The following is a 22,508-nucleotide window of genomic DNA, read 5'->3' as shown; positions in this document are numbered from 1 at the left end:
GCGCTCCTTGTCCGGCCGCGTTACTGGACGACGAATTCGGTAAACAGCACGTCGTCGATCTTCGCGCGCTGGTTGCCGGGCTGCGTTGGCTGCTCGATCAGCGTCCGCAGTTCCGTCGCGAGCGAACGCTTGCCGTCCGGCGTCGCGAGATCCTCGGGATGCTTGTTCGACAGCGCGAGCAGGATCCGGCTGCGGATCTCCGGCATCCGCGCGGTCAGCTGTTCCTGCGCTTTCGGGTCGGTGAGCTTCAGCGACAGGCCGACGCGCAGGTAATGCTGCATGCCGTCGTCCGACTGCAGGTTCACGGTCAGCGGGTCGAGCGGAAAGAACACCGGCGCGGCGAGCGGTGCCGGCTCGGCGGGCGCGCTCGCGTGGCCGACGCCCGCCTTGCTCAGGAACACGTACATGCCGCCGGCAGCGGCGGCAGCCGCGCCCAGCGCGATGACGGCGATGAGCGCGATGCGCTTGAACTTGCCGGACGAAGCCGGCTTGTCGGCGGTCGGGTTTGCGGTCGTGGAGGCCATGTGAATGCGTGCGTGATGTCTCGTAGCATGCATTGTTCGGCATCCGGGCCGACGCCGATGGGCGGAAAAGAGGGGGGAATTGCGGCTATCTCAGCCGATTGTCGGTTGGCCGCCGGCCCGGTGCAGGGCCGCAGCGACGGGGAAAACGGCCCGCCGGGGGCGGGCCCCGAAGGCGGGGATGCGGGGAGGCGGGCGGCGGCGCCGCCCGCGTCGCATCAGATCGGCAGCAGCGACAGCAGGGGCGCGATCAGTACCATCGCAACGCCCGCGATCATCATCGTGAGGCTCGACACGACGCCTTCCTCGCTGCCGATCTCGCGCGCCTTCGCGGTGCCCACGCCGTGCGCCGCCGCGCCGAACAGCGCGCCACGCGCGAGCCGCGTGCGCATCGGCACCAGCGCGAGCACGATCTCGCCGAGCAGCATCCCGCAGATGCCGGTCGCGATCACGAACAGCGCGGTGAGATCCTTCGGCGCATGGATCTTGTCGGACACGGCGAGCGCGAACGGGGTGGACACCGACCGTGTCATCAGCGAGCGCTGCAGTTCCGGGGACAGGTGGAGCAGCTTCGCGAGCAGCAGCGACCCGCACACGCCGGCGCCGATCCCGACCGCGACGCCCACCGACAGCGACAGCCAGTGCCGACGAATCAGGTCGCGATATTCGTAGATCGGCACCGCGAACGCGATCGTTGCCGGGCCCAGCAGCCACATCAGCCAGCGCGTGTCGCGGAAGTAGACGGAATACGGGATGCCGGTCAGCAGCACCAGCAGCACCAGCACGGCCGGCACGAACACGAGCGGCGAGAACAGCAGCGTCTTCTTGTACGCGTAGAGCCGCTTCGACGCGAAATACAGCGCGACCGTCAGCACGAAACAGCCGACGGAGATCGCGGTGTTCACGTGATCGGCGGACAGGTTCGACAGCAGCGCATGCATCGCAGGCTCCCGCTCAGTGCGCGGACACCGTCGCGATGCGCGCGCGACGGCGCTCGGCGAACACGCGCTGCGCGGCGAGCCGGCGCTCGAGCCTGGCGGCAAGATCGACCGCGACGGCCACGGCGACCATCACGAACGCGGTGCCGGCAAGCATGACCAGCGCGATGCGCCAGCCGTCCTCGCGGAACAGCCCGCCGTACTGGACGGCCGCGACGGCGGCCGGCACGAAGAACAGCAGCATGTCGGACAGCAGCCAGTTCGCGCCGTCCTTGATCCACGCCGGCGCGACGCGGCCCGAGAACAGCAGCGCAAGCAGCACCGCAAGGCCGATCACGCCGGACGGCACCGGCAGCCGGACCGCGCGCACCGCCCAGTCGACGCCCATCCACAGCACGCCGAGCGCGGCGGCCTGCAGCACGATCCGGCCCGTGCGCGCGACGTTGCCGGAAGCGGCGGGGCGAGCGGCGGAGGCGGTGGTCGGCGTGGTCATGGCGGGCTCCATACGGATAGTGCTGTCAATGGCCCAAGTATAGGGTTTCCCCTAACCATAAATAAAATGACTTGTCTCTATCCTTATCATTCCAATTCGGAATTCCGGTGCGCGTTGGCGCACCAAACTGGGGAGTGATCGATGGAATTGCGCGCGCTGCGGTACTTCGTCGAGGTCGTGCGTCAGCAGAGCTTCACTGCGGCGGCCGACCGGCTGTTCGTCACGCAGCCGACCATCAGCAAGATGGTGAAGGCGCTGGAGGACGAGATAGGCTCCCCGCTGCTGTTGCGCGACGGCCGGCAGATGGTGCTCACCGACGCGGGACGGATCGTGTTCCAGCGCGGCCAGGACGTGCTCGCCGCACAGGCGCAGCTGCAGTCGGAGTTGAAGGATCTCGGCACGCTCGGCCGCGGGGAGTTGACGATCGGGATTCCGCCGCTCGGCGGCTCGCTGTTCACGCCGATCATCGCCGCGTACAAGCAGCGCTATCCGAACATCGAGCTGAAGCTGTTCGAGCAGGGCGCGCGGATGATCGAGGCGGCGCTGGTGTCGGGCGAGCTCGAACTCGGCGGACTGCTGGAGCCCGTCGATCCCGGCACGTTCGACCGCCTGCCGATGGTGCGCGCGCCGCTGTGGCTGGTCGCGCCGCGCGAGTCGCGCTGGGAGGATCACGCGGCCGTGCCGCTCGCGGACCTCGCGCGCGAGTCGTTCGTGTTCTACGCGGAAAGCCTGGCGCTGCACGACGCGGTGCTCGATGCGTGCCGGCAGGTCGGCTTCACACCGTCGATCGTGAGCCGCAGCGGCCACTGGGATTTCATGGCGGCGCTCGTGCATGCGGGCGTCGGCATCGCGCTGTTGCCGGAACCGTATTGCCGTCGGCTCGACACGCGGCAGTTCACGTGCCGGCCGATCGTGGAGCCGGAGATCACGTGGGCGATCGCGCTCGGCTGGCTGAAGAAAGGCTATCTGTCACACGCGGCGCGCGCGTGGCTCGATGTCGCGCGGGCGACGCTGCCGATCGCGTCGGGCGACGATCTTGCGTTCGGCGGATTGCGGGCGCGGGAGTGAGGTCGCGCGCCGCATGCGCTCAGCCGGGCGGCGCCGGGGGCCGGATCTCGGGCAACGGTATGAGGGGCGACCGTCCCGAGAACACCGGACACGCCAAGTGATCAATGCCCCATCGCCGGCCCCGCGCCCTTCTTCGGCTTCGTGATCCACACGAGAGCCGCGAGCGCGATGAACACGCCCGCCGACAGGTGGAAGAAGTCGTTGGTCGCCATCATGAAGCCCTGCTGCGTGACGAGCTGGTTAAGCTGCGCATTCGCCGTCTGCCCGACGATGCCGAGTTGCGCGAGCGCGCCCTGGTAGTCGGTGGTGTTCTGCGCGTAGATGCTCACCGATTCCGACAGCCGCGCATGGTGGTAGATCGCATCGTTCTCCCAGAACGTCGAGCTGGCCGCGGTGCCGATCGCGCCGGACAGCGTGCGCAGGAAGTTGGACAATCCCGACGCGCTCGCGAGCCGTTCGTCGGAGATGCTCGACAGCGTGATCGTCGTCATCGGCACGAAGAAGCAGGCGACGCCGATCCCCTGCACGAGCCGCGGCAGAATCACGTGATTGAACGGCACGTCGAGCGTGAACGTCGAATTCCACACCGACACGATCGCGAACACGATGAATGCGAAGCTGGCGACCATCCGCAGGTCGAGCCGATGCATGTTGCGCCCGATCAGCGGCGACAGCACGAGCGCGAGCAGCCCGACCGGCGCGGTCGCGAGGCCCGCCTTGCCGGCCGTGTAGCCCATCACCGTCTGCAGCCACAGCGGAAAGATCACGACCGAGCCGAAGAACGCCATGAAGCCGAACGAGATGATGAGCGCACCGAGCGCGAAGTTGCGGTCCTTGAAGAGCGACAGGTCGACCACCGGCTCCTTCTCGGTTGCTTCCCACACGAGCATGAACGCGAGCGACACGACCGCGATCAGCGCGAGCGCGACGATGAACGTCGAGTTGAACCAGTCGCGGTCCTTGCCGAGGTCGAGCATCATCTGCAGGCACGACACGCCGATCACGAGCAGCGCGAGGCCGACGGCGTCGATCCGCTGTTTCGTCGTCTTCGTCTCGCGGCCGCGCAGCAGGAAGAACGCGCAGGTCGCGGAGAACACGCCGATCGGCAGGTTGATGTAGAAGATCCACGGCCACGTGTAGTTGTCGCTGATCCACCCGCCCAGCAACGGCCCGAAAATCGGCGCGACGATCACCGTCATCGCCCATAGCCCGAGCGCGAGCCCGCGCTTCGCAGGCGGATAGCTGCGCATCAGGATCGTCTGCGACAGCGGCACCATCGGGCCGGATACCAGACCCTGCAGCAGCCGGAACGCGATCAGCGTCTCGAAGTTCGACGCGAGGCCGCACATCGCCGACGCAATCGTGAACGCGAGCACCGACAGCGTGAACAGGCGCACCTCGCCGACTCGCCGCGCAAGCCAGCCGGTCAGCGGCACCGCGATGGCCGACGCGACCGAATACGACGAGATCACCCACGTGCCTTCGCTCGTCGCGACGCCGAGGCTGCCCGAGATGGTGGGCACCGCGACGTTCGCGATCGACGTGTCGAGCACTTCCATGAAGGTGCCGAGCGCGAGCCCGACGGTGAGCAGCGCGAGCGCCCCGCCGGAAAGCGGCGCGGGTTCGGCGGCGGGGGAGGCGGCGGATGCCGTGGTGGCGGACATCGGAATTCTCCTAGATGCGGCGCGCACAACGCGCCGGCACAACGCACGGGTGCGCGATACCGCGCGGCCCGGCCGGGTGGAACGGGGAAACGGATAAACGAAGCGCGTGTCTCGTCATCTTCTGCCCAGACAGACAAATAAGCGAACGCTTAACCTAGACATCGTGCCCCCGCGTTCAGCAGTCGGATTCGTCGGGCTTCGGGCAGCCGAGGTCGTCTGGCCCGTTCGCGATAAAGCGCTGCAGCAGCGCGGTGAGCGTCGTCAGTTCGTCGGCCGAGAAGCCGGCGAGCTGCGCGTTCAGCGCGGTAGCAATCAGCGACGGCAGCGCGCGCGCCGCATCGGCGCCGCGTTCGGTCAGCGTCAGCTCGATCACACGTCGATCCTGTTCGCTGCGCGAGCGCGCCACGAGGCCTTTGCGTTCGAGGCGATCGAGCATGCGCGTCATCGAACCGCTGTCGTACGACATCTTGCGGGACAGCTCGAACGGCGTGCGCGCATAGCCGCGCGACAGCAACAGGATCACGCCGATCTGCTGCGCGGTGAGATCGAGCGGCTCGAGCGCGCGATCCATCCTCTCGACGAGCGCCTGCCGGGCCTTGGTCAGGTAGTAACCCAGGCTCGTTTCCAGCTCGATGGTGTCGGGATCGTAGAGGCCGCCGTTCATGCGATTGCACACGCAGCAACAGTGCGTTTCAGGTCAAAACGCGCCCAGTATCTTGAAAAATGATTGCTTAGTCAATATTATTTCAGGCAACCAGTTACGACGTGCATGTTGCACTGCCGGAGACTATGTTCTGACCGCTTAGCCCGCGCTGCCGGGCCCCCGAGGATGTTCGCGATGCTGTTCCTGAAAAATGCCGCCGGCGTGCTGCGCCGCAACCTGACCGATACCGCTCATCACGTGTTCTCCGGGCCGCACCGCGGCTGGAAGATTGCGCTGTACGTGACGATGCTGGTGGTACCCGGCGGCTCGCTCGCGGCGCTCGGGTTTGCGTGGCTCGATCATCGGCGGCAGCGCCGCGCGGACGGCGCCGGCCGCCGCGCGAGTCAGCCGGCGGCCACGGACGCGTCGTCATGGCGGTCCGCCGCCAAACCTGTTCCCCTTCCGGTGCGCTGCCATTGAAGCCGCGCGGCCCACGCCATTCCGATTGAACGGCTGACGGCTTCACGCCCGCTGGCGGTCGCTCGTCGCGCTTTCGTCGCACGTTTGTCGCATATGCCGCGCGTCATTCCCGTCGCGCCCGCACACGCGCGGTAACGACCGGTAAACCGCGCGGCCGTGCCGGTAACACATGCGCGCCAGCGCGCACCGTACCCTTACGACTGCGCAGCTTTCCCGCCGTCAGTTACCATTTCTCCGCCAGCGGCCAACGACCGCACCGCAGGATCGCACCGCGCGACGCCGCTCGCCGGCCGTCGCGCCCAGACAGGAACATCACGATGCCGTACGCCCCCCTCCCGCGCGCCTTTCGCCCGCTGAGCGCCGCCGTCGCCGTTGCGACGGCCGTGCTGCTCGCCGGCTGCGCCGTCGGGCCCGACTATCACCGGCCCGACACGTCGATCCCCGCCGCGTTCAAGGAAGCGCCGGCCGGCTGGAAGGTTGCGCAGCCCGCCGACCGTGCCGACCGCGGCCCGTGGTGGACCGTCTACAACGATCCGCAGCTCGACGCGCTGATCGGCAAGCTCAATGCATCGAACCAGACCATTGCGCAATCGGCGGCCGCGTACCGGCAGGCACGCGCGCTCGTCACCGAGGCGCGCGCCGCGTACTTCCCGACGGTCGGCCTGACCGCGTCGGGCTCGCGCTCGCGCACGGGCCGCACGTCCACGTCGTCGAATTTTGGCGGCAGTTCGTCGATCAGCAACAGCTACAGCGTCGGCCTCGATGCGAGCTGGGAGCCCGACCTGTGGGGCAAGGTGAGCCGCAGCGTCAGCGCGCAACGCGCCGGCGAAGCGGCTGCCGCGGCCGATCTCGCGAATGCGCGGCTGTCGCAGCAGGCGTTGCTCGCGCAGACCTACTTCCAGCTGCGCACGTCGGACGCGCTGCAGAAGCTGCTCGACGATACCGTGAAGTCGTACGGCGAATCGCTGAAGCTTACGCAAAACCAGTACGCGCAGGGCGTGGCCGCACGCGCGGACGTAATCCAGGCGCAGACGCAACTCCAGAGCGCGCAGGCCGCGGCGATCGACAACGGCGTCGCACGCGCGCAGTACGAACATGCGATCGCGACGCTGATCGGCGAGCCGGCGTCGACGTTCTCGCTGCCGCCGAACCCGCTGACGGCGGAACCGCCGATCACGCCGGTGGACGTGCCGTCCGCGCTGCTCGAACGCCGCCCCGACATCGCGGCCGCCGAACGTCGGGCCGCCGCCGCTAACGAGCAGATCGGCGTCGCGATCGCGGCGTTCTTCCCGACGCTGACGCTGTCGGCAAGCGGCGGCTTCCAGAGTTCGGTGTGGTCGCAACTGTTCACGCTGCCCGCGCGATTCTGGACGGTCGGCCCGCAACTGGCGGCAACGCTGTTCGATGCCGGCCTGCGTGCCGCGCAGACCGATGCCGCGCGCGCGACGTACGACCAGGACGTCGCCGCGTACCGCCTCGCGGTGCTGATCGCGTTTCAGGACGTCGAGGACAACCTGGCGTCGCAGCGCATCCTCGCGCAGGAAATCGACGTGCAGCGTCAGGCCGTCGACAGCGCCGAGCATTCGCTCGCGATCGTGACAAACCAGTACAAGGCCGGCACGGTTGCGTATCTGAACGTGTTGACCGCCCAGACCACCGCGTTCACCGCGCAGCAAAAGCTCGCGACGATCGCCGGCCAGCGGATGGTGTCGTCGGTCGGGCTTGTGAAGGCGCTCGGCGGCGGCTGGAATGTCACGGACATCGCGCGCGAGACGGGCGACGTGGCGGCGCCGGCGCCCGCGCCCGCGAGCGGTGCGGGGGCCACGCCGGTCGCCCAGCAATGAATGTCACGCGCGGTTGAACGACTGCGCGCCAGATCGATGGGCAATCGACACATAAATGCCGAACGCGCGTCGCCGTATTGCATCGCTGCCGGCGACGCTTTCAGTAAACGCCATTCCGCCCGAGCGCACGTTGACGCGTGCGCGAAACCCGCGCGCGCTCAGCGCATCGCATCGCCGAAGATCAGCGAAACCTGATTGTTGCCGATCGGATGGCCCAGCAGGTTCAGCAGCCCGGCGAGGTTCGCCTGCTGCTCCGGCGCCGCATGTGCGGTGCCGCGAAACGAGCCGCGGCCAGGGCCGAAGCTGCCGTGCCCGTCGAGGAACAGCGGGCCTTGCGTGGTCGACAGGTCGAGATCGGCGTCGGTGCCCTTCGCCTGCAGCACCGCCCGGTACGAGCCGAGCGGCTTCACGCGCGACACGCGCGAACTCATCGAATCGATCGTCACCGTCATCTGGCCGAACGCGTTACGGCCGATCATCCGCCAGTCGGTCCAGCCGACCCGCACGTCGCCCTGCAGGTCGAGCGTGTTGAACGGCGTGCCGAGCCCCGCGAGCAGCGACGCGGGCACGGCCATCGAGCCCGCCGACAGCGTCGCGCCGCGCCACGTCGCGTCGAGCGTGACCGCGTCGGGCATCGCCTCGGTCTGCCGCATGCGCATCTGCACGCGCCCTGTCAGCAACGGCCAGAAGCGCGTCGCCCATTCGACGCGGCCCGGCAGCAGCGTCGCCGCGCTCTGGTCAGCGCCCGGCGCGAGCATCAGCGTGCCCGAACCGCGCCACAACGAGCCCTCCGGATCGACGAGATTCACGTGGCCGCCGGTCGCGCGCGCAAACTGCGGCGCGATCCACGCGGCCGGCGCAAGCGCGACGAGCGTCGCCGCCGTCGCGAGGCCGCCGGCGAGCAACCACGGCAACACGGCGACGAGCCGCCTGATGCCCGGCCTCATCGGCCGACCGCCGCTGGTTTCGTCCACTGCGTCATTTCTGCGTCGACGGTTGCATCACGGCCGTCAGGTCGACCTGGCCGTCTTCCTTCAGTGCGGTCACGTGCGCTTCGCCGACCTGCACCTTGAACTGCCGGCGCGCGTCGTCGAGCCACTGCGTCCACACCGGGAACGGCACGTTCTTCATCTGGATCTGCACGCCGTTGCCGACGACCTGCAACTGCGCGCCCTGCAGCCCGTGGTCGGACAACGATGCGGTGAGCGCATCCTTCAGCGCGAGGCCGGTCGGCGCAACGCCCTGCGCGGCCGCCGTCAGCGACTTCGCCTCGTTGGCCTGCGCGGTCATCTGCGCGAGCTCGCGGCGCATCGTCGGCAATTCGCTGCGAATGCGCGCGCGGCCTTCCTGCGCAGGCGCCCACAGCACCGAATACGCGATGGCGACGGCCAGCACGGCGCCGCCCCAGCCGAGCAGCATGCGTTCGCGCGGCGTGCGCTCGCCCCAGAACTGCGCGAGCGTCTGATTCAGTTGTGCGGTGTTCATGAGCGGCTCCGGATCGTCCATTTGCCGGTACTGCTGTCGACTTCGCCGGCCAGCCCGTTGCGCGCGAGACGCTGCGGGAAATCGGGGTCGACCTTGACCTCCGGCTTGAAGCCGACGTCGAGCCGCCGGTCGTGATAATCGAGCGACGCGATGCCGTTCAGCGGCAGCGCGCCCATCGAACGCGACAGTCCGCTCGACAGCGCGAGGAAATCGTTCGGCGACAGCTCGCCCGCCGCAAGCCGCAACTGGTCGAGCTGGCGCTGCATCTGCGCGGGCGGATCGAGCACCGTCGTCGTCTTCGGAAACGCGGACAGCAGCGTCTCGGTGATCTGCGCGGACAGCGCATCGCGTTCGCGCGACAGCTTCCACCAATGCAGATTCATCCCGATCACCGCGACGCCGAGCGTTGCGGCAGCGAGCGCAATCGGCACGCGCAGCCGCTTCACCGTCGCGCGATCGAAGCGCCACGGCTGCGACTCGAATTCGAACTGGCACAGATCGAAGCGCTCGGTCAGCGCGCGACGCGCGAACGCGTCGAACGACAGCGGCTGCGCGCCCGGCAGCAACGGGCCGTCCGCGCGTCCGGCCGACGCGAGACGCGGCTCCGCACCCGGTTCGCCGAGTTCGTACAGTTCGACGTCGGCGCCCCCCGCAAGCGCGGCCAATGTACCGGCGGCCCGCGACGCGGGCGCGGCGAAGCCTTCGCCGAGCGCGCCGCGCGCGATCGCGAGCTCGAGACGCGGCGCACCGGCCGCGGCCGGCTGCGCGCCCGCTTCGACGAGCGCCGGTTCGACCGACGTCGCAATGCCGAGCACCGCGGCCACCGCCGGCGCGCGCGCGGGCGGCTCGCTCGCCACGGTGACCGGATCGGGCTGCGGGAGCTCACCATCGACGGGCGCGGGCGGCACGGCGCCCGCCGCCTGCGCACGCGGTGCGGGCAGGCAGCGCGTCGCGGGCACCGCGCTCACGTGGCGGTGGCCGGCCGCGGCGAACGCGTCGCAGATTGCGCGGAACCACGCGCGGTCGACAACGGCCAGCACGCGGCGGCCGTCGGGCAGCGCAACCGGGTCGAGCGCGATATGGCAGCCGAGCGGATCCTGAATCAGCTGATCCTCGACGATGTTCGGCAGCGCCTGGCGCAGCTTCGGCCCCTTGAGCGGCGGCACGGTCGCGGCGAGCAGCAGCACGTCGCGCGCGGCGACGATCAGCAGCGTCGCGTTCGCGCGCGGCAGCAGCGCGAGCGCGGCACGGCCCGCGCGCTGCACCTGGCCGGCCTTGTCCACGAGCGTAAACGGCAGCTCCGGCCACTGCCACTCCTGCAATGGCGCGGCCGGCTCGCGCGGCGGCAAAGAAACAATCAGCGTGCTCAAGAGCTCCTCTCCCGAATGGCGTCGTTATAGCTGGTCGCGGATGCGCACGACCCGCGTCGAATGCGTGGTCGGATCACGATACACGAGCGAAGTCCGATCGACCTCCGCGCGATCGTGCTGGATCCTGCCATGCACGATGAAATAACTGGAATTCACGTCGACGAGGCTCGAGTCGATCGTCGCGTTCGGCGCGCCGGCGCCGCGCAATGCGAGCTGTACGTCGCCGACGTTGCGGAAAAACACGGTTTCCCGGCGCGACACGAGCGCCTGCGCGGACGACACGCTCATCCCCGGCACCAGCGCCGCGATCACCTCGGCCGGCGCGGTGTTCATGTTCACCGGCGTCGTGGTCGGCAGCACGGTGACGAACGGCCGCAGACGCGCGACCATTTCAGGTGTGACGCCATCGACGTCGAGCAGGCTGTCGACGCTCGTCATCACGAGCGGTGCGGGCCCGCGGTCGCTGTCGGACATGCCGGGCTCGTCGGTGAAGTTGCCGGTCATGTCGCCGCCGGGCACCGGCGCGGTCGCGGCCGTCGCGGCGCCCGGCAGCGTCGGCGTCTGGAAGCGCGTGGCCGAATGCATCAGCCCCGCCCGCATCTGCAGCGCGATCCGCTTCGCGAACGCGCCGTCGTAGCCGAGCGTCGCGAGCAGCCGCTGGAAGGCCTGCAGCTGCATCGCGTTGAGCTGCAGCACGCCGGGCGCCGGCGACGACACGAGATTGCGCAGGTTGTACTTCGCCTGCGCGTCCTCGATCGATCCGGAAATGTAGGTGTCTTCGCCGCCGCTGTCGTTCGGCGCACCGATCCGGCCGAGGAAGTCCGACAGCTTGGTCTTCGCGATCGGCACAGCCCAGATTCCGCCCAGATACGTGATGCCGGGCGCCGTATCGCCTTCGGAGCGCAGGATCATGCGCGTCCAGTCGAGCGCGCCGCGCGCGACCCACTGCGCCTGCGCGATCACGCGCTGGTTCTCGATGCGGCGGATCTGCACCTGCTGGCGCCACAGCATCCCGGACACGAGAATCGCCGACAGCGCAACGACGAGCAGGGCGGTGATGATCGCCGCGCCGCGCTCGCGGCGCGCGCGCACGGGTGCACGAGCGGGGCGGCGGGACCGATGAAGACGCGCGCGCATCGTCATTCCCCGACGAGGAAGATGCGCGTGACGGGGACGCGCAGCGACGTCGCGCCAATGCTTACCTGCAACCCCGTGACCGCGCGCGCCGGCGGCGCGTTGCCGATCTGCGGCACCTTCAGCGCGTCGTTGTTCTGCGACAGCGCGTCGTTGGCCGCCTGCAGGTTCGTGGTCCAGCCGACGCGCGGCACGTACAGCTTCGCATCGATCGCGCCGACGCCGCCCATCAGCGCGACCCAGCTCCAGCCGTCGACGCCGCTGTCCTTGAGCACGTCGCGCAGACGGTTCGCGTCGTCGAGCGGCGGCGATGCATAGCGCACGACGCGTCCGCCGGCGATCCGGTAGCGAATCACCTGCAGCCGCGGCGCGGCGCCCGGCACGTCGAGGTTGCGGACGATCTGCAGCGTATTGCCGGCGACCCCGATCGCCGGCTGGCCGGCTTCGTCGTCGGTCGCGGCGAGCCGCGCGTCGATGCGCATCTGGTCGAACATCTGCGCGAACACGCGCTCGTCTTCCATCGCGGACGCGACCTTGTCGCGGCCGCGCATGATCTGGTCGAGCCCGCGCCACGACAGGATCGCGACCACCGCGAGGATCGCGATCGCGATCATCAGCTCGATCAACGTGAAGCCCCGCGCGCGGCGGCGCCGCGGCGGCACATCAGAGCGGACGGCTGGTTTCATTCGCGACCACCGTCACCATTTGCGCGAGCACGCCGGCGTGCCCCGGCATGCTCACCGATACCTGCACGCGCCGGAACACCGGGTTCGGCGTCGTGCTCACACGCTGCGTGCACACGAGCTGCACGTTGCCCTGCGAACAATCGAAACTCTGCTCGCCGACTTCCGGCCACGCATGCGTGAGGCGCAGTTGCGCGAGCGCGTTGTCGGCGCTCCAGCCGGCGAGCAGCCGGCGATGGAGATCGGAGGCGTTGGTCGCCATCGTACCGACCGCGCGGATCGACGCGGCGAGCGCGACCGCGATGATCGCCAGCGCGACCAGCACCTCGATCATCGTGAAGCCTTGGGAACAGGAAGCGGGGAGGGGCAGGCGACGACGCATCGTCATTGCACCTCATAGCGGCCGTTGCCGGTACCGACGATCGTCGCGCTGCCGACCGCCGAATGCAGCGTCACGCGCACCGGCGTGTCGATGCTTTCCGTACCGAACACGACGCGGCTCGCGCGCGTGTCCGACCCGGGATAGTCGATGTCGGCGCCGGTGACGCCGCCGTCCCAGTCCCGCGCGCGCAGCACGTCGTCGCGCAGCATGCGCCAGCCATCGGGCGAGCTCACCTCGAAACGGAAACCGTGCGCAGTCGGTTGCCACGCGATCGGACGCGCGCGCACCTGCGCTTCGTCGCCAGCCGTCTCGAACAGCAGCGCGATGCGCTGCGCTTCCTCGCGCAGGTCCGTGCGTGGATTGCGCGTCAGCGACAGCGACGCGAGCGACACAAGCAAGCCCGCGATCACGAGCACGACCAGCATCTCGAGCAGCGTGAATCCGCGCGCACGTGCCGCGGTCACGGTCGCGCCGCGCTCCACGCAACGCACGCGGCGGTCGCGGGCGGCGCGGCGAGCGCGAGCGGAGCGCAGGGGCGTGCGAAGGGCGGGCATGAAACTCGGAGCGGGGAGAACGCGGGGCCGGTCAGCGCGTGCTTACTGCCACGACCCGATGTCGGTGTCGTTCCCTTCGCCGCCTTCCTTGCCGTCGGCGCCGTAGCTGAACACGTCGATCTCGCCGTGCACGCCCGGATTCAGGTACTTGTACCCGTTGCCCCACGGATCGTTCGGCAGGCGCTCGAGATAGCCGCCGTCCTTCCAGTTGTTCGGGATCGGGTCGGTGGTCGGCTTCTGGATCAGCGCGTTCAGGCCCTGTTCCTGCGTCGGATAGCGGCCGTTGTCGAGACGGTACAGCTTGAGCGCCTGCATGATCGTGCCGATGTCCTGCTTCGCGGCGATGCGGCGCGCCTCGTCGGGACGGCTCATGATCTTCGGCACGATCAGTGCCGCCAGGATCCCGAGGATCGCGACCACCACCATGATCTCGATCAGCGTGAAACCGCGCTGACGGCGCACGGCCGCATTGCGGCGAGTGATCCACGTTTGCATGACTGACTACCTCTTTCCAAAAAATGTCGTCGATTGAGTGACGCACCCTGCGGATCACGGCATGCGTGCCTGACGGCAAGCTTCCGATACCCGGGGCGCGGAGCACGCATTGTAAGGCGCGCTTTGCCGAGGGCTTTCACCCAACGCAAATTTCATATTGATCCGTACAATAGCGCGCATGAACGCGCTCTCGATCCGGATCCTCTCCCTTGCCCTCTTCGCGGGTTTGTGCGCGACGGCCACTTACTGGGTCGTCACGCTGTCCGCACGCGAAGCGCCGCTGCCCGCCGCCGCCGCGCGGCTGCCGATCCGCACCGAGGACGCCGCCGCGCTCTTCGGCGGACAGCTCGACAAGAATCCCGTCCAGGACATCCACCTGTTCGGCATTCTCGCGCTCGATCATGGCGGCGCCGCGATCGTCGGCATCGGCGGCGAACCGCCGCGCGCCGTGTCGCTCGGCGCGGAGCTCACGCCCGGCGCGAAGCTCGCCGAAGTCCGCAGCCGCTCGATCGTCATCGACCGCAACGGCGCCCGCGCCGAAGTCCAGCTCCCCGCCAACACGCCGTCCCCGGCGATCTACATGCGCTGAACGGGGGCGGCCTGACAGGCGGTCGGGCCGTTACTGCACCATGTTGTTCAGCTCGATGATCGGCAGCATCACGGCCAGCACGATCACGAGCACGATCCCGCCCATCGCCAGGATCAGCAGCGGCTCGAGCAGGCTCGTGAGGAACATCGTGCGCCGCTCGAGCTCGCGTGCCTCGCCTTCGGCCGCGCGATCGAGCATCGTCGTCACGTCGCCCGTCGCTTCGCCGGAACGGATCAGGTGCACGAGCACCGGCGGAAACGTCTTCACGTTGTTCAGCGCGCGCGACAGCGCGGAGCCTTCGCGCACGCGCACGATCGCATCGTCGATGTTCGCGCGCATCGCGCGGTTCGACAGCGTCTCGCCGGCCGCCTGCAACGCGCGCAGGATCGGCACGCCGGCCGCGGTGAGAATGCCGAGCGTGCTCGCGAAACGCACCGTGTTGTAGCCGCGCACGAGCTTGCCCGCGAGCGGCGCGGTCAGCACCCAGCGGTCGAACGCGAGCCTGGGCCCGACGCGCGACAGCGTCGCCTTCACGAACCACACGACGAGCGCGACCGCGATCAGGATCGCCCACCACCAATGCCGCACGAAGTCCGAAAGCGCCATCATCAGGATCGTCAGCAGCGGCAGCTGCTGCTTCGTGCTCGCGAACACGTTGACGACCTGCGGTACCACGTAGCTCAGCAGAAACGTGACGATGCCGAACGCGATCAGCGTGACGATGCCCGGATACGTGAACGCGAGCAGGATTTTCTGCTTCAGCGCGTTGCTCTGTTCGATGTAGTCGGCCAGGCGCGACAGCACGATGCCGAGCTTGCCCGTATGCTCGCCCGCCGCGACGAGCGCGCGGTAGATTTCCGGAAAGTCGCGCGGATGCTGGCCGAGCGCATTCGCGAGCGAATGGCCGCCGAGCACTTCGGCGCGGATCGCGGCCATCAGTTCGCGGATGTAGTCGCGCTCGGCCTGCTCGGTGAGCACGCCGAGCGCTTCGTCGAGCGGCAGCCCCGCGATCAGCAGGCTCGCGAGCTGGCGCGTGAGGATCGCCTGCTCGCGCTGCGACAGCTTGCGGCCGAACGCAAGACGCTGCGAACGCGCGCCGCGGCCCGCGCTCGCGGCCGGCTCGACGACGAGCGGCGTGAGCCCCTGCGTGCGCAGCTGCCCGCGCGCGGCGCGCGCGCTGTCGGCATCGACCACGCCTTTCTGCGCGCGCCCCGCCGAATCGATGGCTTCGAAACGGAATGCCGGCATCGCGCTATGCGCCTCCCGTCACGCGCAGCACTTCCTCGAGCGACGTCGCACCGGCCGCGAGCCAGCGCTCGGCGTCGTCGCGCAGCGTGCGCATTCCTTGCGCGCGGCCCGCGGCGAGAATTTCAGCATCGGCCGCGTTGCGGTGGATCAGCGAGCGGATCGAATCGTCGATCACCAGCAGCTCGTACACGCCGCGCCGGCCCGCGTAACCCGAGTGTCCGCACTTCGCGCAGCCAACCGGATGCCATACGGCGCGGCCGTCCTCGTGCCGCTCCTCCTTGCACACCGGGCAGAGCTGGCGCACCAGGCGCTGCGCGAGCACGCCGAGCAGCGACGACGCGAGCAGGTACGGCTCGACGCCCATGTCGGTCAGGCGCGTGACGGCCGACGCGGCGTCGTTCGTGTGCAGCGTCGCGAGCACGAGGTGGCCGGTCAGCGACGCCTGCACCGCGATCTGCGCGGTTTCGAGGTCGCGGATCTCGCCGATCATGATCACGTCCGGATCCTGACGCAGGATCGAGCGCAACGCCCGCGCGAACGTCATCCCGATCCGCTCGTTCACCTGCGTCTGGCCGATGCCGGACAGGTCGTATTCGATCGGATCCTCGACGGTCATGATGTTCGTCGTCGCCGTTTCGAGGCGCGACATCGACGCATACAGCGTCGTCGTCTTGCCCGAGCCGGTCGGGCCCGTCACCAGTACGATCCCGTGCGGGCGGCCGATCAGCTTGTCGAATTGCACGAGCGTGTCGCGGCCCATCCCGAGCGCTTCGAGGTTCAGCCGCTGCGCGTCCTTCTCCAGCAAACGCAGCACCGCGCGTTCGCCGTGCCCGGTCGGCAGCGTCGACACGCGCACGTCGACCGGCCGGCCGCCGACGCGCAGCGTGATGCGACCGTCCTGTGGCAGGCGCTTCTCGGCGATGTCGAGCTGCGCCATGATCTTGATCCGCGAGATCAGCGCGCCGTGCAGCGCCTTTTTCGGGCGCACGACGTCGCGCAGCGTGCCGTCGACGCGAAAGCGCACGACCGACGCGTTCTCGAACGGCTCGATGTGAATGTCCGACGCCTGCTCGCGCGCCGCCTGCGTGAGCAGTGCGTTGATCATCCGGATGATCGGCGCGTCGTCTTCCGACTCGAGCAGATCCTCGACCTCGGGGATGTCCTGCATCAGCCGCGACAGGTCGACTTCGCCCTCGACTTCGCCGACGATCTGCGCGGCGCTGCCGTCCTGGCGCGCATACGCGTGGTTGATCGCCTGCGCGAGCTCGTCGGCCGGCACACGGTGCACGGAGATCGAGCCGAAGTTGCGCGCGATTTCGGCGAGCGCCGCATCGTTCGTGCGTTCGCTGATCCACACCTCGAGCGTGTCGTCGAGCTGGTGCGCAATCAGTACCTGGCCACTTTTCGCGAAGCCGTACGGCAGCAGGCGAGCGGCGAGCGGCGACGGCGGCTGCCGTTCGCCCGGCGCACCGTCTGCGGCTGAAGACGCGAGCACGTCGCTCACTGCGTGGCTCCCGGCGTGGCGGTCAGCGGTTGCTGCGGCACCGACTGCTGCGGCACGCTTTGCGGCTGCACGGGCGTCTGCTCCGGCAGCGGCTGCGCAGGGACGGGCGCCACCTGGCGCTGCGCCTGCTGGCGGCGCATCTTGTCGAGGTCGAACAGGTTGCCCGCGGGCGTGCCGCCCTGGCTCGGTCCGATCGGCATCGGCGGGACGACCGGGTCGTCCTTGTCGCGCATCACGTTGTTGTCGGACTTGTACGCGCCCGTCACGCCCTGGATGTAGTCGTAGCGATTCGCCGTGACTTCCTGCGCGACGTTGCGATCGGTAATGATCACCGGGCGCAGGAACACCATCAGGTTGGTTTTCGCGCGCTGCTTCGTTTCCGAGCGGAACAGCTGGCCGATCCACGGGATGTCGCCGAGCAGCGGCACCTTGCTGTTCGACACCTGGTAGTTGTCCTGCATCAAGCCGCCGAGCACGATGATCTCGCCGTTGTCCGCGAGGATCGTCGACTGGATCGAACGCTTCGTGAAGGTCGGCCCCGTCTGCGCGCTCGTCGTGCCGGCGACGACCGCCGAATCCTCGGTATAGAGCTGCAGCTTCAGGATCCCGCCGTCGGTGATCTGCGGCTTCACGTGCAACGTCAGGCCGACGTCGCGGCGATCGTACGTGTTGAACGCATTGCTCGTCGTGCCGCTCGTCAGGTTCGAATAGGAGCCGGTCGCGATCGGCACGTTCTGGCCGACGACGATCTTCGCTTCCTCGTTGTCGAGCGTGATCAGGTTCGGCGTCGACAGCACGTTTGCGTCGCTCACGCCGGAGAAATACTGCAGTAGCGCGCCGAGCCCCTGCACCCCGAACATGTTGTGCAGCCAGCCGATGTTGAGGCCCTGGCTCAGCGTCCCGAGATTGGCGGCCAGCCCGGGCGTCGTGGCGCCCGCGGTGCCCGCCGTCAGATTGATGATGCTGTTGCCGAGGCCGGACGTCGGGTTCAGGTTCGTGCCGCCGAGGAACTGGCCGCTCGCCACCTGCCACTGGATGCCGAGGTTGCCCTGCGTCGTCGAGTTCAGCTCGACGATCAGCGCTTCGATGTAGACCTGCGCGCGCCGCGCATCGAGCTGGTCGATCACCGAGCGCAGATTCCGGTACACCGGATCCGGCGCGGTGATGATCAGCGAGTTGGTCGCCGCATCGGCCTGGATCATCCCGCCCGGCTGGTTGTCGTCGCCCTTGTCCTTGTCGCCGCCAAGCAGGCCGCCGCTGCCCAGGCCGCCTGCGGACGACGAGCCGTTGCCGTACGACGACGACGAGCCGCCGAGGCCGCCCGACGGCAGCGGCGGGGTGCCCGACGTGCCGGTCGAGAAGTTGCCGCTCGACGACGAGCCGCCGTTCTGGTTGAAGCTGTTCGCATCGTTGGACGACGCCGACGAGCCGCTGTCGTTGCCGCCCTTGCCGAGCATCCCGCGCAGTGTCTTCGCGAGCTTGACCGCGTCGGCGTTGCGCAGCGGCACGACGTGCATGTTGCCGGGCACCGCGCTCGGCGCGTCGAGCTGCTGCGCGAGGCGTTTCGCAGCGGCCAGACGCGCGCCGCTCGACGCGCGCAGCATCAGCGAGTTCGTGCGCGGATCGGCCGTGACCGACACTTTCAGCGTCGCGTCGCTGTTGCCGATCGCGCCCGGGTCGAGCATCTTTTGCATTTGCGCGGCGAGATCGATCGCGTTCGCGTTGCGCAGCGGCACGACCTGCACCTGCGCGCCCGCGGCGCTGTCGACGCCCGCGATGATTTGCGCGATGCGGCGCACGTTGTCCGCGTAGTCGGTGACGACGATCGTGTTGTTCGCCGGGTACGCGGTAACCGTGTTGTTCGGCGAGATCAGCGGCCGCAGCACCGGCAGCAGGTTGTTCGCCGATTCATTGTGCAGTTCGAACACCTGCGTGATGACCTGGTCGCCGCGCGCCTGCGGCGCATTGCCGACGTAGGTCGGCACGCCCTGCAGCTTCGCATCGGCTTCGGGCACGACCTTCAGCACGCCGTGGTCCTGCACGAGCGCGAAGCCCTGCATCCGCAGCGCCGACTGAAGCGTCTTCAGCGCCTGGCCCTCCGGCACCGGCCGTTCGGCCACAAGATTGAGCTGCCCCTTCACGCGGGGGTCGACGATGATGGTCTTGCCGGTTGCGGCGCCGATCGCCTTGGCGACCTGGTCGATGTCCGCATTCACGAAATTGAGCGTCACCTGGGCGTAGGCGGCCTGCGAAACGATGATGCCCGCGACGATCAGAGTCGTGGCGACGCGCCGCATAACGAAGCGATTTCTTGTCATGGATGAATGGGTCGATGCCGGCTCGGGCCACTTCCGGCGGTAGTGCTGGGATCCAAGTCCTAAAGAGGCGACATTAGCAGTTTTTCATGTCCGGAATATCACATTGATCCGAGGACTGTCTCACATACGACATCCATTCGGCACGGCGTATGCAATATGTAAGCTTGTGGCGCCGTATCGACATTCCGGCCATCGCCGCCCCTTTTGCGATGAATCGACCCGGAAATGCGCTATAAACGGGCTGCCGTCTGGCCCACTGTCGCAACGCGACGGACTGTCGGTATGATACGGGCGGCGGGTTGCCAGTCGTACGAATCACGGGCACGGGTTTTCCCGACCCGTGCATCATTCCCTTATCGTTTTCGCACCATGAAGAGACGGTTCGCTTCGATTGCGTTGATTGCCGCCGGCGTGTGGTTCGCCTGCGGAAACGCTCGCGCGGATTGTTTCGACGAGGCGGCGCGATATCAAAAGGTCAATCCGCTGATCCTGCGCGCGATCGCGTGGCAGGAATCGCGCAATCGCCCCGATGCGCTGAACAAGAATACGAACGGCTCCGTCGATTACGGGCTGATGCAGATCAACTCGATCCATCTGCCAACGCTGTCGCGCTACGGCATCGGCCGCGACACGCTGATGGAGCCGTGCAAGAACGTCTATATCGCCGCGTGGCATCTGCGCCAGAAGATGAATCGCTACGGCAACACGTGGCAGGCCGTCGGCGCCTATCATTCTGAAACGCCGTCGCTGCGCGACAAGTATGCGCGGCAGATCGCCGGAATCCTGTCGCAATGGAAGCTGCTGCCGCCCGAGCAATGACGCCGCGGCGACCCGCGGGCTGACGCCGGGCCGCTCGAGCGCCGCGCGTTTGATGCACAATGCGGGTCTCACGCGGCGATTTCGATGCGCTCCGGGGCGACCGGCTCCGGGCCGATCGCGCCCCGCCAGGGCGCCGCGGCCGCTTTTTCATCCTTTCCGTTGGTGCAAATCGTTATGATTCCGGCAATGAACCAGCCGTTGCCCGTCACCGTGCTGTCCGGTTTCCTCGGCGCCGGCAAGACCACGCTGCTCAATCACATCCTCGCGAACCGTGCAGGGCTGAAGGTCGCCGTGATCGTCAACGACCTCGCGGCCGTCAACATCGACGCGTCGGTCGTGCGCGATGCGCAGGCGCTGTCGCACGTTGAGGAGCGTCTCGTCGAGATGTCGAACGGCTGTATCTGCTGCACGCTGCGCGACGATCTGCTCGTCGAGATCCGCAATCTCGCGGCGGACGGCCGCTTCGATGCGATCGTGATCGAGTCGACCGGCATCGCGGAGCCGATGCCGATCGCCGAAACGTTCACGTTCGTCGACGACGACGGTGCATCGCTGTCGAGCATTGCGCGGCTCGACACGCTCGTCACCGTGGTCGATGCGTACAACTTCCTGCGCGATTACGGTTCCGACGATGCACTCGCGGCGCGCGGCATTGCCGCGTCGGACGAAGACGACCGTACGCTCGTCGAATTGCTGATCGAGCAGATCGAATTCTGCGACGTGCTGGTGATCAACAAGGCCGATCTCGTCGCACCCGACGATCTCGCGCGGTTGCAGCACATCCTCGCGCGCCTCAACCCGCGCGCGCATCAGGTCGTGTCGACGTTCGGCAACGTGCCGCTCGACGAAGTGCTGAATACCGGCCGCTTCGATTTCGACGAAGCAGCGAACGCACCGGGCTGGCTCGCGTCGCTCGATCACGATCACACGCATTGCGACGACCCCGAGTGCCACGATCCGCATCATGCGCACGTGCACGGCGAAGCCGACGAATTCGGCATCGGCAATTTTGTTTACCGCGCGCGCCGGCCGTTTCACCCGGCGCGGCTCTGGGCGCTGCTGCATCAGGAGTGGCCGGGCGTGCTGCGCAGCAAAGGCTTCTTCTGGCTCGCCACGCGAAACGACATCGCGGGTTCGCTGTCGCAGGCGGGCGGCGTGTGCCGGCACGGCCCCGCAGGCCTCTGGTGGGCCGCGCAGGATCGCGCGGAATGGCCGGACGACGACGAGCTGCTCGCCGAAATTCGCACGGAGTGGCAGGGTGACCTCGACGATCGCTCGATCGGCGATCGCCGTCAGGAACTCGTGCTGATCGGCATCGGGCTCGATGTCGACGCCTGGCGCGCGAAACTCGACGCATGCCTGCTCACCGATGCGGAGTTTGCGCTCGGTGCCGCACACTGGGCTGCGTTCGACGATCCGTTCCCGGTGTGGGACGTGGACGCGCATGACGACGATCCCGACGCGCAGATCGTTCACGCGTAATGCGCGGTAAAAACCGCTCGCAAAACGAAACCGTTAAATCTTGAAAGAGTGGCGCGAACTGTGGCGAAAATGCCGCGCGCGCCAACAAAAAACCCGCCGAAGGCGGGTTTTTTTCCTGGAACAGGCGCTGGATTAACGCTTGTTGACGGCGTCCTTGAACGCCTTGCCAGCCGTGAACTTGACCGTCTTGGCTGCCGGGATCTTGATGGTTTCGCCGGTCTTCGGGTTGCGGCCCGTACGTGCTGCGCGCTTGCCCGAACCGAAGCTGCCGAAGCCGATCAGCTGAACCGCATCACCCTTCGACACGGCTTTCTTGATTACTTCGAGCAGCGTGTCCAGCGTTTCGCCGGTTTGAGCCTTGCTGGCGCCCGTTTGGGCGGCGACGGCGTCGATCAGTTCCTGTTTGTTCATTAAGGTTCCTTTTTCAGGTTAGGTTTGACACGAACAGCGCGAACGCGCCGATTATACGTGCGCGAACCGTGCCGTCGAGAGTCGGACTCCGATGGCACAGCGCCGAATCCTGGCCCGCGCGACGCGCCGTCCGGCTTGGCCGGCGGCCACCCCGCGGTACGGCGTTGCTATGATAGCGCAGCGCAAACCCAATAACGACAAGGGTTTCAAAGATTTTCATCGGTATTTCGCCGAATGAATCGTCGATTGCCCGTTTTTTGACCTGCGCCAACCGGACAGGATACGCAGCCGGATCCGCCTGCGCGCCGCGTCGTTGGTTTTTGCCAACGCGGCGCCCGATGCCTCCGCGCAAACCCTTGCCAGGCTTGGCTGCCACGTTTTTT

Annotated in this window: 24 protein-coding genes; 6 read left to right on the top strand and 18 right to left on the bottom strand. The window is 67.9% G+C overall.

The genetic code is table 11. The features are described from left to right. Positions 1 to 20 precede the first annotated feature (20 nt). The 3 genes from fliL to KDW55_RS21945 form a co-directional block, all read right to left on the bottom strand. The gene (gene fliL / locus KDW55_RS21955) at positions 21 to 557 is read right to left on the bottom strand and encodes a flagellar basal body-associated protein FliL (RefSeq protein ID WP_052111020.1); all 537 of its coding nucleotides are present in this window, start codon (positions 555 to 557) and stop codon (positions 21 to 23) included. Between the two features lie 182 nt (positions 558 to 739). Beyond that, positions 740 to 1,462: an LrgB family protein gene (locus KDW55_RS21950; protein WP_040142688.1), complete on the bottom strand. Its 723-nt coding sequence runs from the start codon at positions 1,460 to 1,462 to the stop codon at positions 740 to 742. A 13-nt stretch (positions 1,463 to 1,475) separates the two neighbouring features. Continuing rightward, the gene (locus KDW55_RS21945) at positions 1,476 to 1,952 is read right to left on the bottom strand and encodes a CidA/LrgA family protein (RefSeq protein ID WP_040142690.1); all 477 of its coding nucleotides are present in this window, start codon (positions 1,950 to 1,952) and stop codon (positions 1,476 to 1,478) included. A 141-nt stretch (positions 1,953 to 2,093) separates the two neighbouring features. Between KDW55_RS21945 and KDW55_RS21940 the strand changes: the two genes are divergently transcribed. Continuing rightward, entirely contained in the window at positions 2,094 to 3,020 is a 927-nt protein-coding gene (locus tag KDW55_RS21940; protein WP_040142692.1) for a LysR family transcriptional regulator, read from the top strand. Positions 3,021 to 3,121: 101 nt separating this feature from the next. On the opposite strand, the gene KDW55_RS21935 is transcribed toward KDW55_RS21940, so the two are convergent. Further along, positions 3,122 to 4,684 (bottom strand): DHA2 family efflux MFS transporter permease subunit, encoded by a 1,563-nt coding sequence (locus KDW55_RS21935; protein WP_040142694.1) that lies wholly within the window; start codon positions 4,682 to 4,684, stop codon positions 3,122 to 3,124. A 175-nt stretch (positions 4,685 to 4,859) separates the two neighbouring features. Further along, a complete protein-coding gene (locus KDW55_RS21930; RefSeq protein WP_059548131.1) occupies positions 4,860 to 5,348 on the bottom strand; it encodes a MarR family transcriptional regulator in 489 nt (162 codons plus the stop codon). A 174-nt stretch (positions 5,349 to 5,522) separates the two neighbouring features. On the opposite strand from KDW55_RS21930, the gene KDW55_RS21925 reads away from it, so the two are divergent. Further along, entirely contained in the window at positions 5,523 to 5,807 is a 285-nt protein-coding gene (locus KDW55_RS21925; RefSeq protein ID WP_212161022.1) for a multidrug ABC transporter ATPase, read from the top strand. A 317-nt stretch (positions 5,808 to 6,124) separates the two neighbouring features. Further along, complete coding sequence (locus KDW55_RS21920; RefSeq protein ID WP_212161024.1) at positions 6,125 to 7,651, top strand: efflux transporter outer membrane subunit; 1,527 nt, start codon at positions 6,125 to 6,127, stop codon at positions 7,649 to 7,651. Positions 7,652 to 7,809: 158 nt separating this feature from the next. On the opposite strand, the gene KDW55_RS21915 is transcribed toward KDW55_RS21920, so the two are convergent. The 8 genes from KDW55_RS21915 to gspG are packed head-to-tail and all read right to left on the bottom strand — an operon-like array spanning position 7,810 to position 13,754. After that, positions 7,810 to 8,598, bottom strand: coding sequence for a type II secretion system protein N (locus KDW55_RS21915; RefSeq protein ID WP_212161075.1), 789 nt, complete (start codon positions 8,596 to 8,598; stop codon positions 7,810 to 7,812). 31 nt (positions 8,599 to 8,629) lie between these two features. Beyond that, on the bottom strand, positions 8,630 to 9,136 hold the full coding sequence (locus KDW55_RS21910) for a type II secretion system protein M (RefSeq protein WP_040144843.1): 507 nt from the start codon (positions 9,134 to 9,136) through the stop codon (positions 8,630 to 8,632). After that, positions 9,133 to 10,506, bottom strand: coding sequence for a type II secretion system protein GspL (gspL, locus tag KDW55_RS21905; protein WP_212161025.1), 1,374 nt, complete (start codon positions 10,504 to 10,506; stop codon positions 9,133 to 9,135). The genes KDW55_RS21910 and gspL overlap by 4 nt, the downstream gene beginning before the upstream one ends. Before the next feature lie 24 nt (positions 10,507 to 10,530). Further along, positions 10,531 to 11,643 carry a type II secretion system minor pseudopilin GspK gene (gspK, locus tag KDW55_RS21900; protein WP_212161026.1) on the bottom strand — a complete coding sequence of 371 codons (1,113 nt, stop codon included), beginning with the start codon at positions 11,641 to 11,643 and terminating at the stop codon, positions 10,531 to 10,533. A gap of 2 nt (positions 11,644 to 11,645) precedes the next feature. Then, positions 11,646 to 12,326 carry a prepilin-type N-terminal cleavage/methylation domain-containing protein gene (locus KDW55_RS21895; RefSeq protein WP_040142704.1) on the bottom strand — a complete coding sequence of 227 codons (681 nt, stop codon included), beginning with the start codon at positions 12,324 to 12,326 and terminating at the stop codon, positions 11,646 to 11,648. Beyond that, entirely contained in the window at positions 12,304 to 12,711 is a 408-nt protein-coding gene (gene gspI / locus KDW55_RS21890) for a type II secretion system minor pseudopilin GspI (protein WP_080294551.1), read from the bottom strand. Before gspI ends, KDW55_RS21895 begins: the two co-directional genes overlap by 23 nt. Next, positions 12,708 to 13,259 carry a GspH/FimT family pseudopilin gene (locus KDW55_RS21885; protein WP_212161028.1) on the bottom strand — a complete coding sequence of 184 codons (552 nt, stop codon included), beginning with the start codon at positions 13,257 to 13,259 and terminating at the stop codon, positions 12,708 to 12,710. The genes gspI and KDW55_RS21885 overlap by 4 nt, the downstream gene beginning before the upstream one ends. 42 nt (positions 13,260 to 13,301) lie before the next feature. Next, the gene (gspG, locus tag KDW55_RS21880; RefSeq protein ID WP_040142708.1) at positions 13,302 to 13,754 is read right to left on the bottom strand and encodes a type II secretion system major pseudopilin GspG; all 453 of its coding nucleotides are present in this window, start codon (positions 13,752 to 13,754) and stop codon (positions 13,302 to 13,304) included. A 178-nt stretch (positions 13,755 to 13,932) separates the two neighbouring features. Between gspG and KDW55_RS21875 the strand changes: the two genes are divergently transcribed. Continuing rightward, complete coding sequence (locus tag KDW55_RS21875; RefSeq protein WP_040142710.1) at positions 13,933 to 14,343, top strand: type II secretion system protein N; 411 nt, start codon at positions 13,933 to 13,935, stop codon at positions 14,341 to 14,343. Positions 14,344 to 14,373: 30 nt separating this feature from the next. Here the strand turns inward: KDW55_RS21875 and gspF are convergent, their stop codons facing one another. Genes gspF through gspD form a run of 3 tightly spaced genes read right to left on the bottom strand, consistent with a single transcriptional unit; the run spans position 14,374 to position 19,413 of the window. Then, the gene (gspF, locus tag KDW55_RS21870; protein WP_040142712.1) at positions 14,374 to 15,591 is read right to left on the bottom strand and encodes a type II secretion system inner membrane protein GspF; all 1,218 of its coding nucleotides are present in this window, start codon (positions 15,589 to 15,591) and stop codon (positions 14,374 to 14,376) included. A gap of 4 nt (positions 15,592 to 15,595) precedes the next feature. Next, on the bottom strand, positions 15,596 to 17,086 hold the full coding sequence (gspE, locus tag KDW55_RS21865) for a type II secretion system ATPase GspE (RefSeq protein ID WP_319000779.1): 1,491 nt from the start codon (positions 17,084 to 17,086) through the stop codon (positions 15,596 to 15,598). A 5-nt stretch (positions 17,087 to 17,091) separates the two neighbouring features. Beyond that, positions 17,092 to 19,413 (bottom strand): type II secretion system secretin GspD, encoded by a 2,322-nt coding sequence (gene gspD / locus KDW55_RS21860; protein ID WP_059548116.1) that lies wholly within the window; start codon positions 19,411 to 19,413, stop codon positions 17,092 to 17,094. 369 nt (positions 19,414 to 19,782) lie between these two features. On the opposite strand from gspD, the gene KDW55_RS21855 reads away from it, so the two are divergent. Together KDW55_RS21855 and KDW55_RS21850 are read left to right on the top strand one after the other, a co-directional pair. Beyond that, the gene (locus tag KDW55_RS21855) at positions 19,783 to 20,232 is read left to right on the top strand and encodes a lytic transglycosylase domain-containing protein (protein WP_040142718.1); all 450 of its coding nucleotides are present in this window, start codon (positions 19,783 to 19,785) and stop codon (positions 20,230 to 20,232) included. A gap of 174 nt (positions 20,233 to 20,406) precedes the next feature. Further along, positions 20,407 to 21,714: a GTP-binding protein gene (locus KDW55_RS21850; protein WP_212161030.1), complete on the top strand. Its 1,308-nt coding sequence runs from the start codon at positions 20,407 to 20,409 to the stop codon at positions 21,712 to 21,714. 132 nt (positions 21,715 to 21,846) lie between these two features. Here the strand turns inward: KDW55_RS21850 and KDW55_RS21845 are convergent, their stop codons facing one another. Both KDW55_RS21845 and KDW55_RS21840 read right to left on the bottom strand, forming a co-directional pair. Further along, on the bottom strand, positions 21,847 to 22,125 hold the full coding sequence (locus KDW55_RS21845) for an HU family DNA-binding protein (RefSeq protein WP_006401505.1): 279 nt from the start codon (positions 22,123 to 22,125) through the stop codon (positions 21,847 to 21,849). A gap of 13 nt (positions 22,126 to 22,138) precedes the next feature. Beyond that, positions 22,139 to 22,501 (bottom strand): hypothetical protein, encoded by a 363-nt coding sequence (locus tag KDW55_RS21840; RefSeq protein WP_144245415.1) that lies wholly within the window; start codon positions 22,499 to 22,501, stop codon positions 22,139 to 22,141. Positions 22,502 to 22,508: the final 7 nt, after the last annotated feature.

Source organism: Burkholderia sp. AU19243 (genome assembly GCF_018148075.1).
Taxonomy (GTDB): domain Bacteria; phylum Pseudomonadota; class Gammaproteobacteria; order Burkholderiales; family Burkholderiaceae; genus Burkholderia; species Burkholderia latens_A.
The sequence above is the reverse complement of the archived record's forward strand: the minus strand, read 5'-3'. Positions and strand labels throughout refer to the sequence as shown.

Bases quoted from the DNA above. Each gene is read 5' to 3' on its own strand.
- fliL (WP_052111020.1), bottom strand. From the start codon at position 557: ATGCATGCTACGAGACATCACGCACGCATTCACATGGCCTCCACGACC.
- KDW55_RS21950 (WP_040142688.1), bottom strand. From the start codon at position 1,462: ATGCATGCGCTGCTGTCGAACCTGTCCGCCGATCACGTGAACACCGCG.
- KDW55_RS21945 (WP_040142690.1), bottom strand. From the start codon at position 1,952: ATGACCACGCCGACCACCGCCTCCGCCGCTCGCCCCGCCGCTTCCGGC.
- KDW55_RS21940 (WP_040142692.1), top strand. From the start codon at position 2,094: ATGGAATTGCGCGCGCTGCGGTACTTCGTCGAGGTCGTGCGTCAGCAG.
- KDW55_RS21935 (WP_040142694.1), bottom strand. From the start codon at position 4,684: ATGTCCGCCACCACGGCATCCGCCGCCTCCCCCGCCGCCGAACCCGCG.
- KDW55_RS21930 (WP_059548131.1), bottom strand. From the start codon at position 5,348: ATGAACGGCGGCCTCTACGATCCCGACACCATCGAGCTGGAAACGAGC.
- KDW55_RS21925 (WP_212161022.1), top strand. From the start codon at position 5,523: ATGCTGTTCCTGAAAAATGCCGCCGGCGTGCTGCGCCGCAACCTGACC.
- KDW55_RS21920 (WP_212161024.1), top strand. From the start codon at position 6,125: ATGCCGTACGCCCCCCTCCCGCGCGCCTTTCGCCCGCTGAGCGCCGCC.
- KDW55_RS21915 (WP_212161075.1), bottom strand. From the start codon at position 8,598: ATGAGGCCGGGCATCAGGCGGCTCGTCGCCGTGTTGCCGTGGTTGCTC.
- KDW55_RS21910 (WP_040144843.1), bottom strand. From the start codon at position 9,136: ATGAACACCGCACAACTGAATCAGACGCTCGCGCAGTTCTGGGGCGAG.
- gspK (WP_212161026.1), bottom strand. From the start codon at position 11,643: ATGCGCGCGCGTCTTCATCGGTCCCGCCGCCCCGCTCGTGCACCCGTG.
- KDW55_RS21895 (WP_040142704.1), bottom strand. From the start codon at position 12,326: ATGAAACCAGCCGTCCGCTCTGATGTGCCGCCGCGGCGCCGCCGCGCG.
- gspI (WP_080294551.1), bottom strand. From the start codon at position 12,711: ATGACGATGCGTCGTCGCCTGCCCCTCCCCGCTTCCTGTTCCCAAGGC.
- KDW55_RS21885 (WP_212161028.1), bottom strand. From the start codon at position 13,259: ATGCCCGCCCTTCGCACGCCCCTGCGCTCCGCTCGCGCTCGCCGCGCC.
- gspG (WP_040142708.1), bottom strand. From the start codon at position 13,754: ATGCAAACGTGGATCACTCGCCGCAATGCGGCCGTGCGCCGTCAGCGC.
- KDW55_RS21875 (WP_040142710.1), top strand. From the start codon at position 13,933: ATGAACGCGCTCTCGATCCGGATCCTCTCCCTTGCCCTCTTCGCGGGT.
- gspF (WP_040142712.1), bottom strand. From the start codon at position 15,591: ATGCCGGCATTCCGTTTCGAAGCCATCGATTCGGCGGGGCGCGCGCAG.
- gspD (WP_059548116.1), bottom strand. From the start codon at position 19,413: ATGACAAGAAATCGCTTCGTTATGCGGCGCGTCGCCACGACTCTGATC.
- KDW55_RS21855 (WP_040142718.1), top strand. From the start codon at position 19,783: ATGAAGAGACGGTTCGCTTCGATTGCGTTGATTGCCGCCGGCGTGTGG.
- KDW55_RS21850 (WP_212161030.1), top strand. From the start codon at position 20,407: ATGATTCCGGCAATGAACCAGCCGTTGCCCGTCACCGTGCTGTCCGGT.
- KDW55_RS21845 (WP_006401505.1), bottom strand. From the start codon at position 22,125: ATGAACAAACAGGAACTGATCGACGCCGTCGCCGCCCAAACGGGCGCC.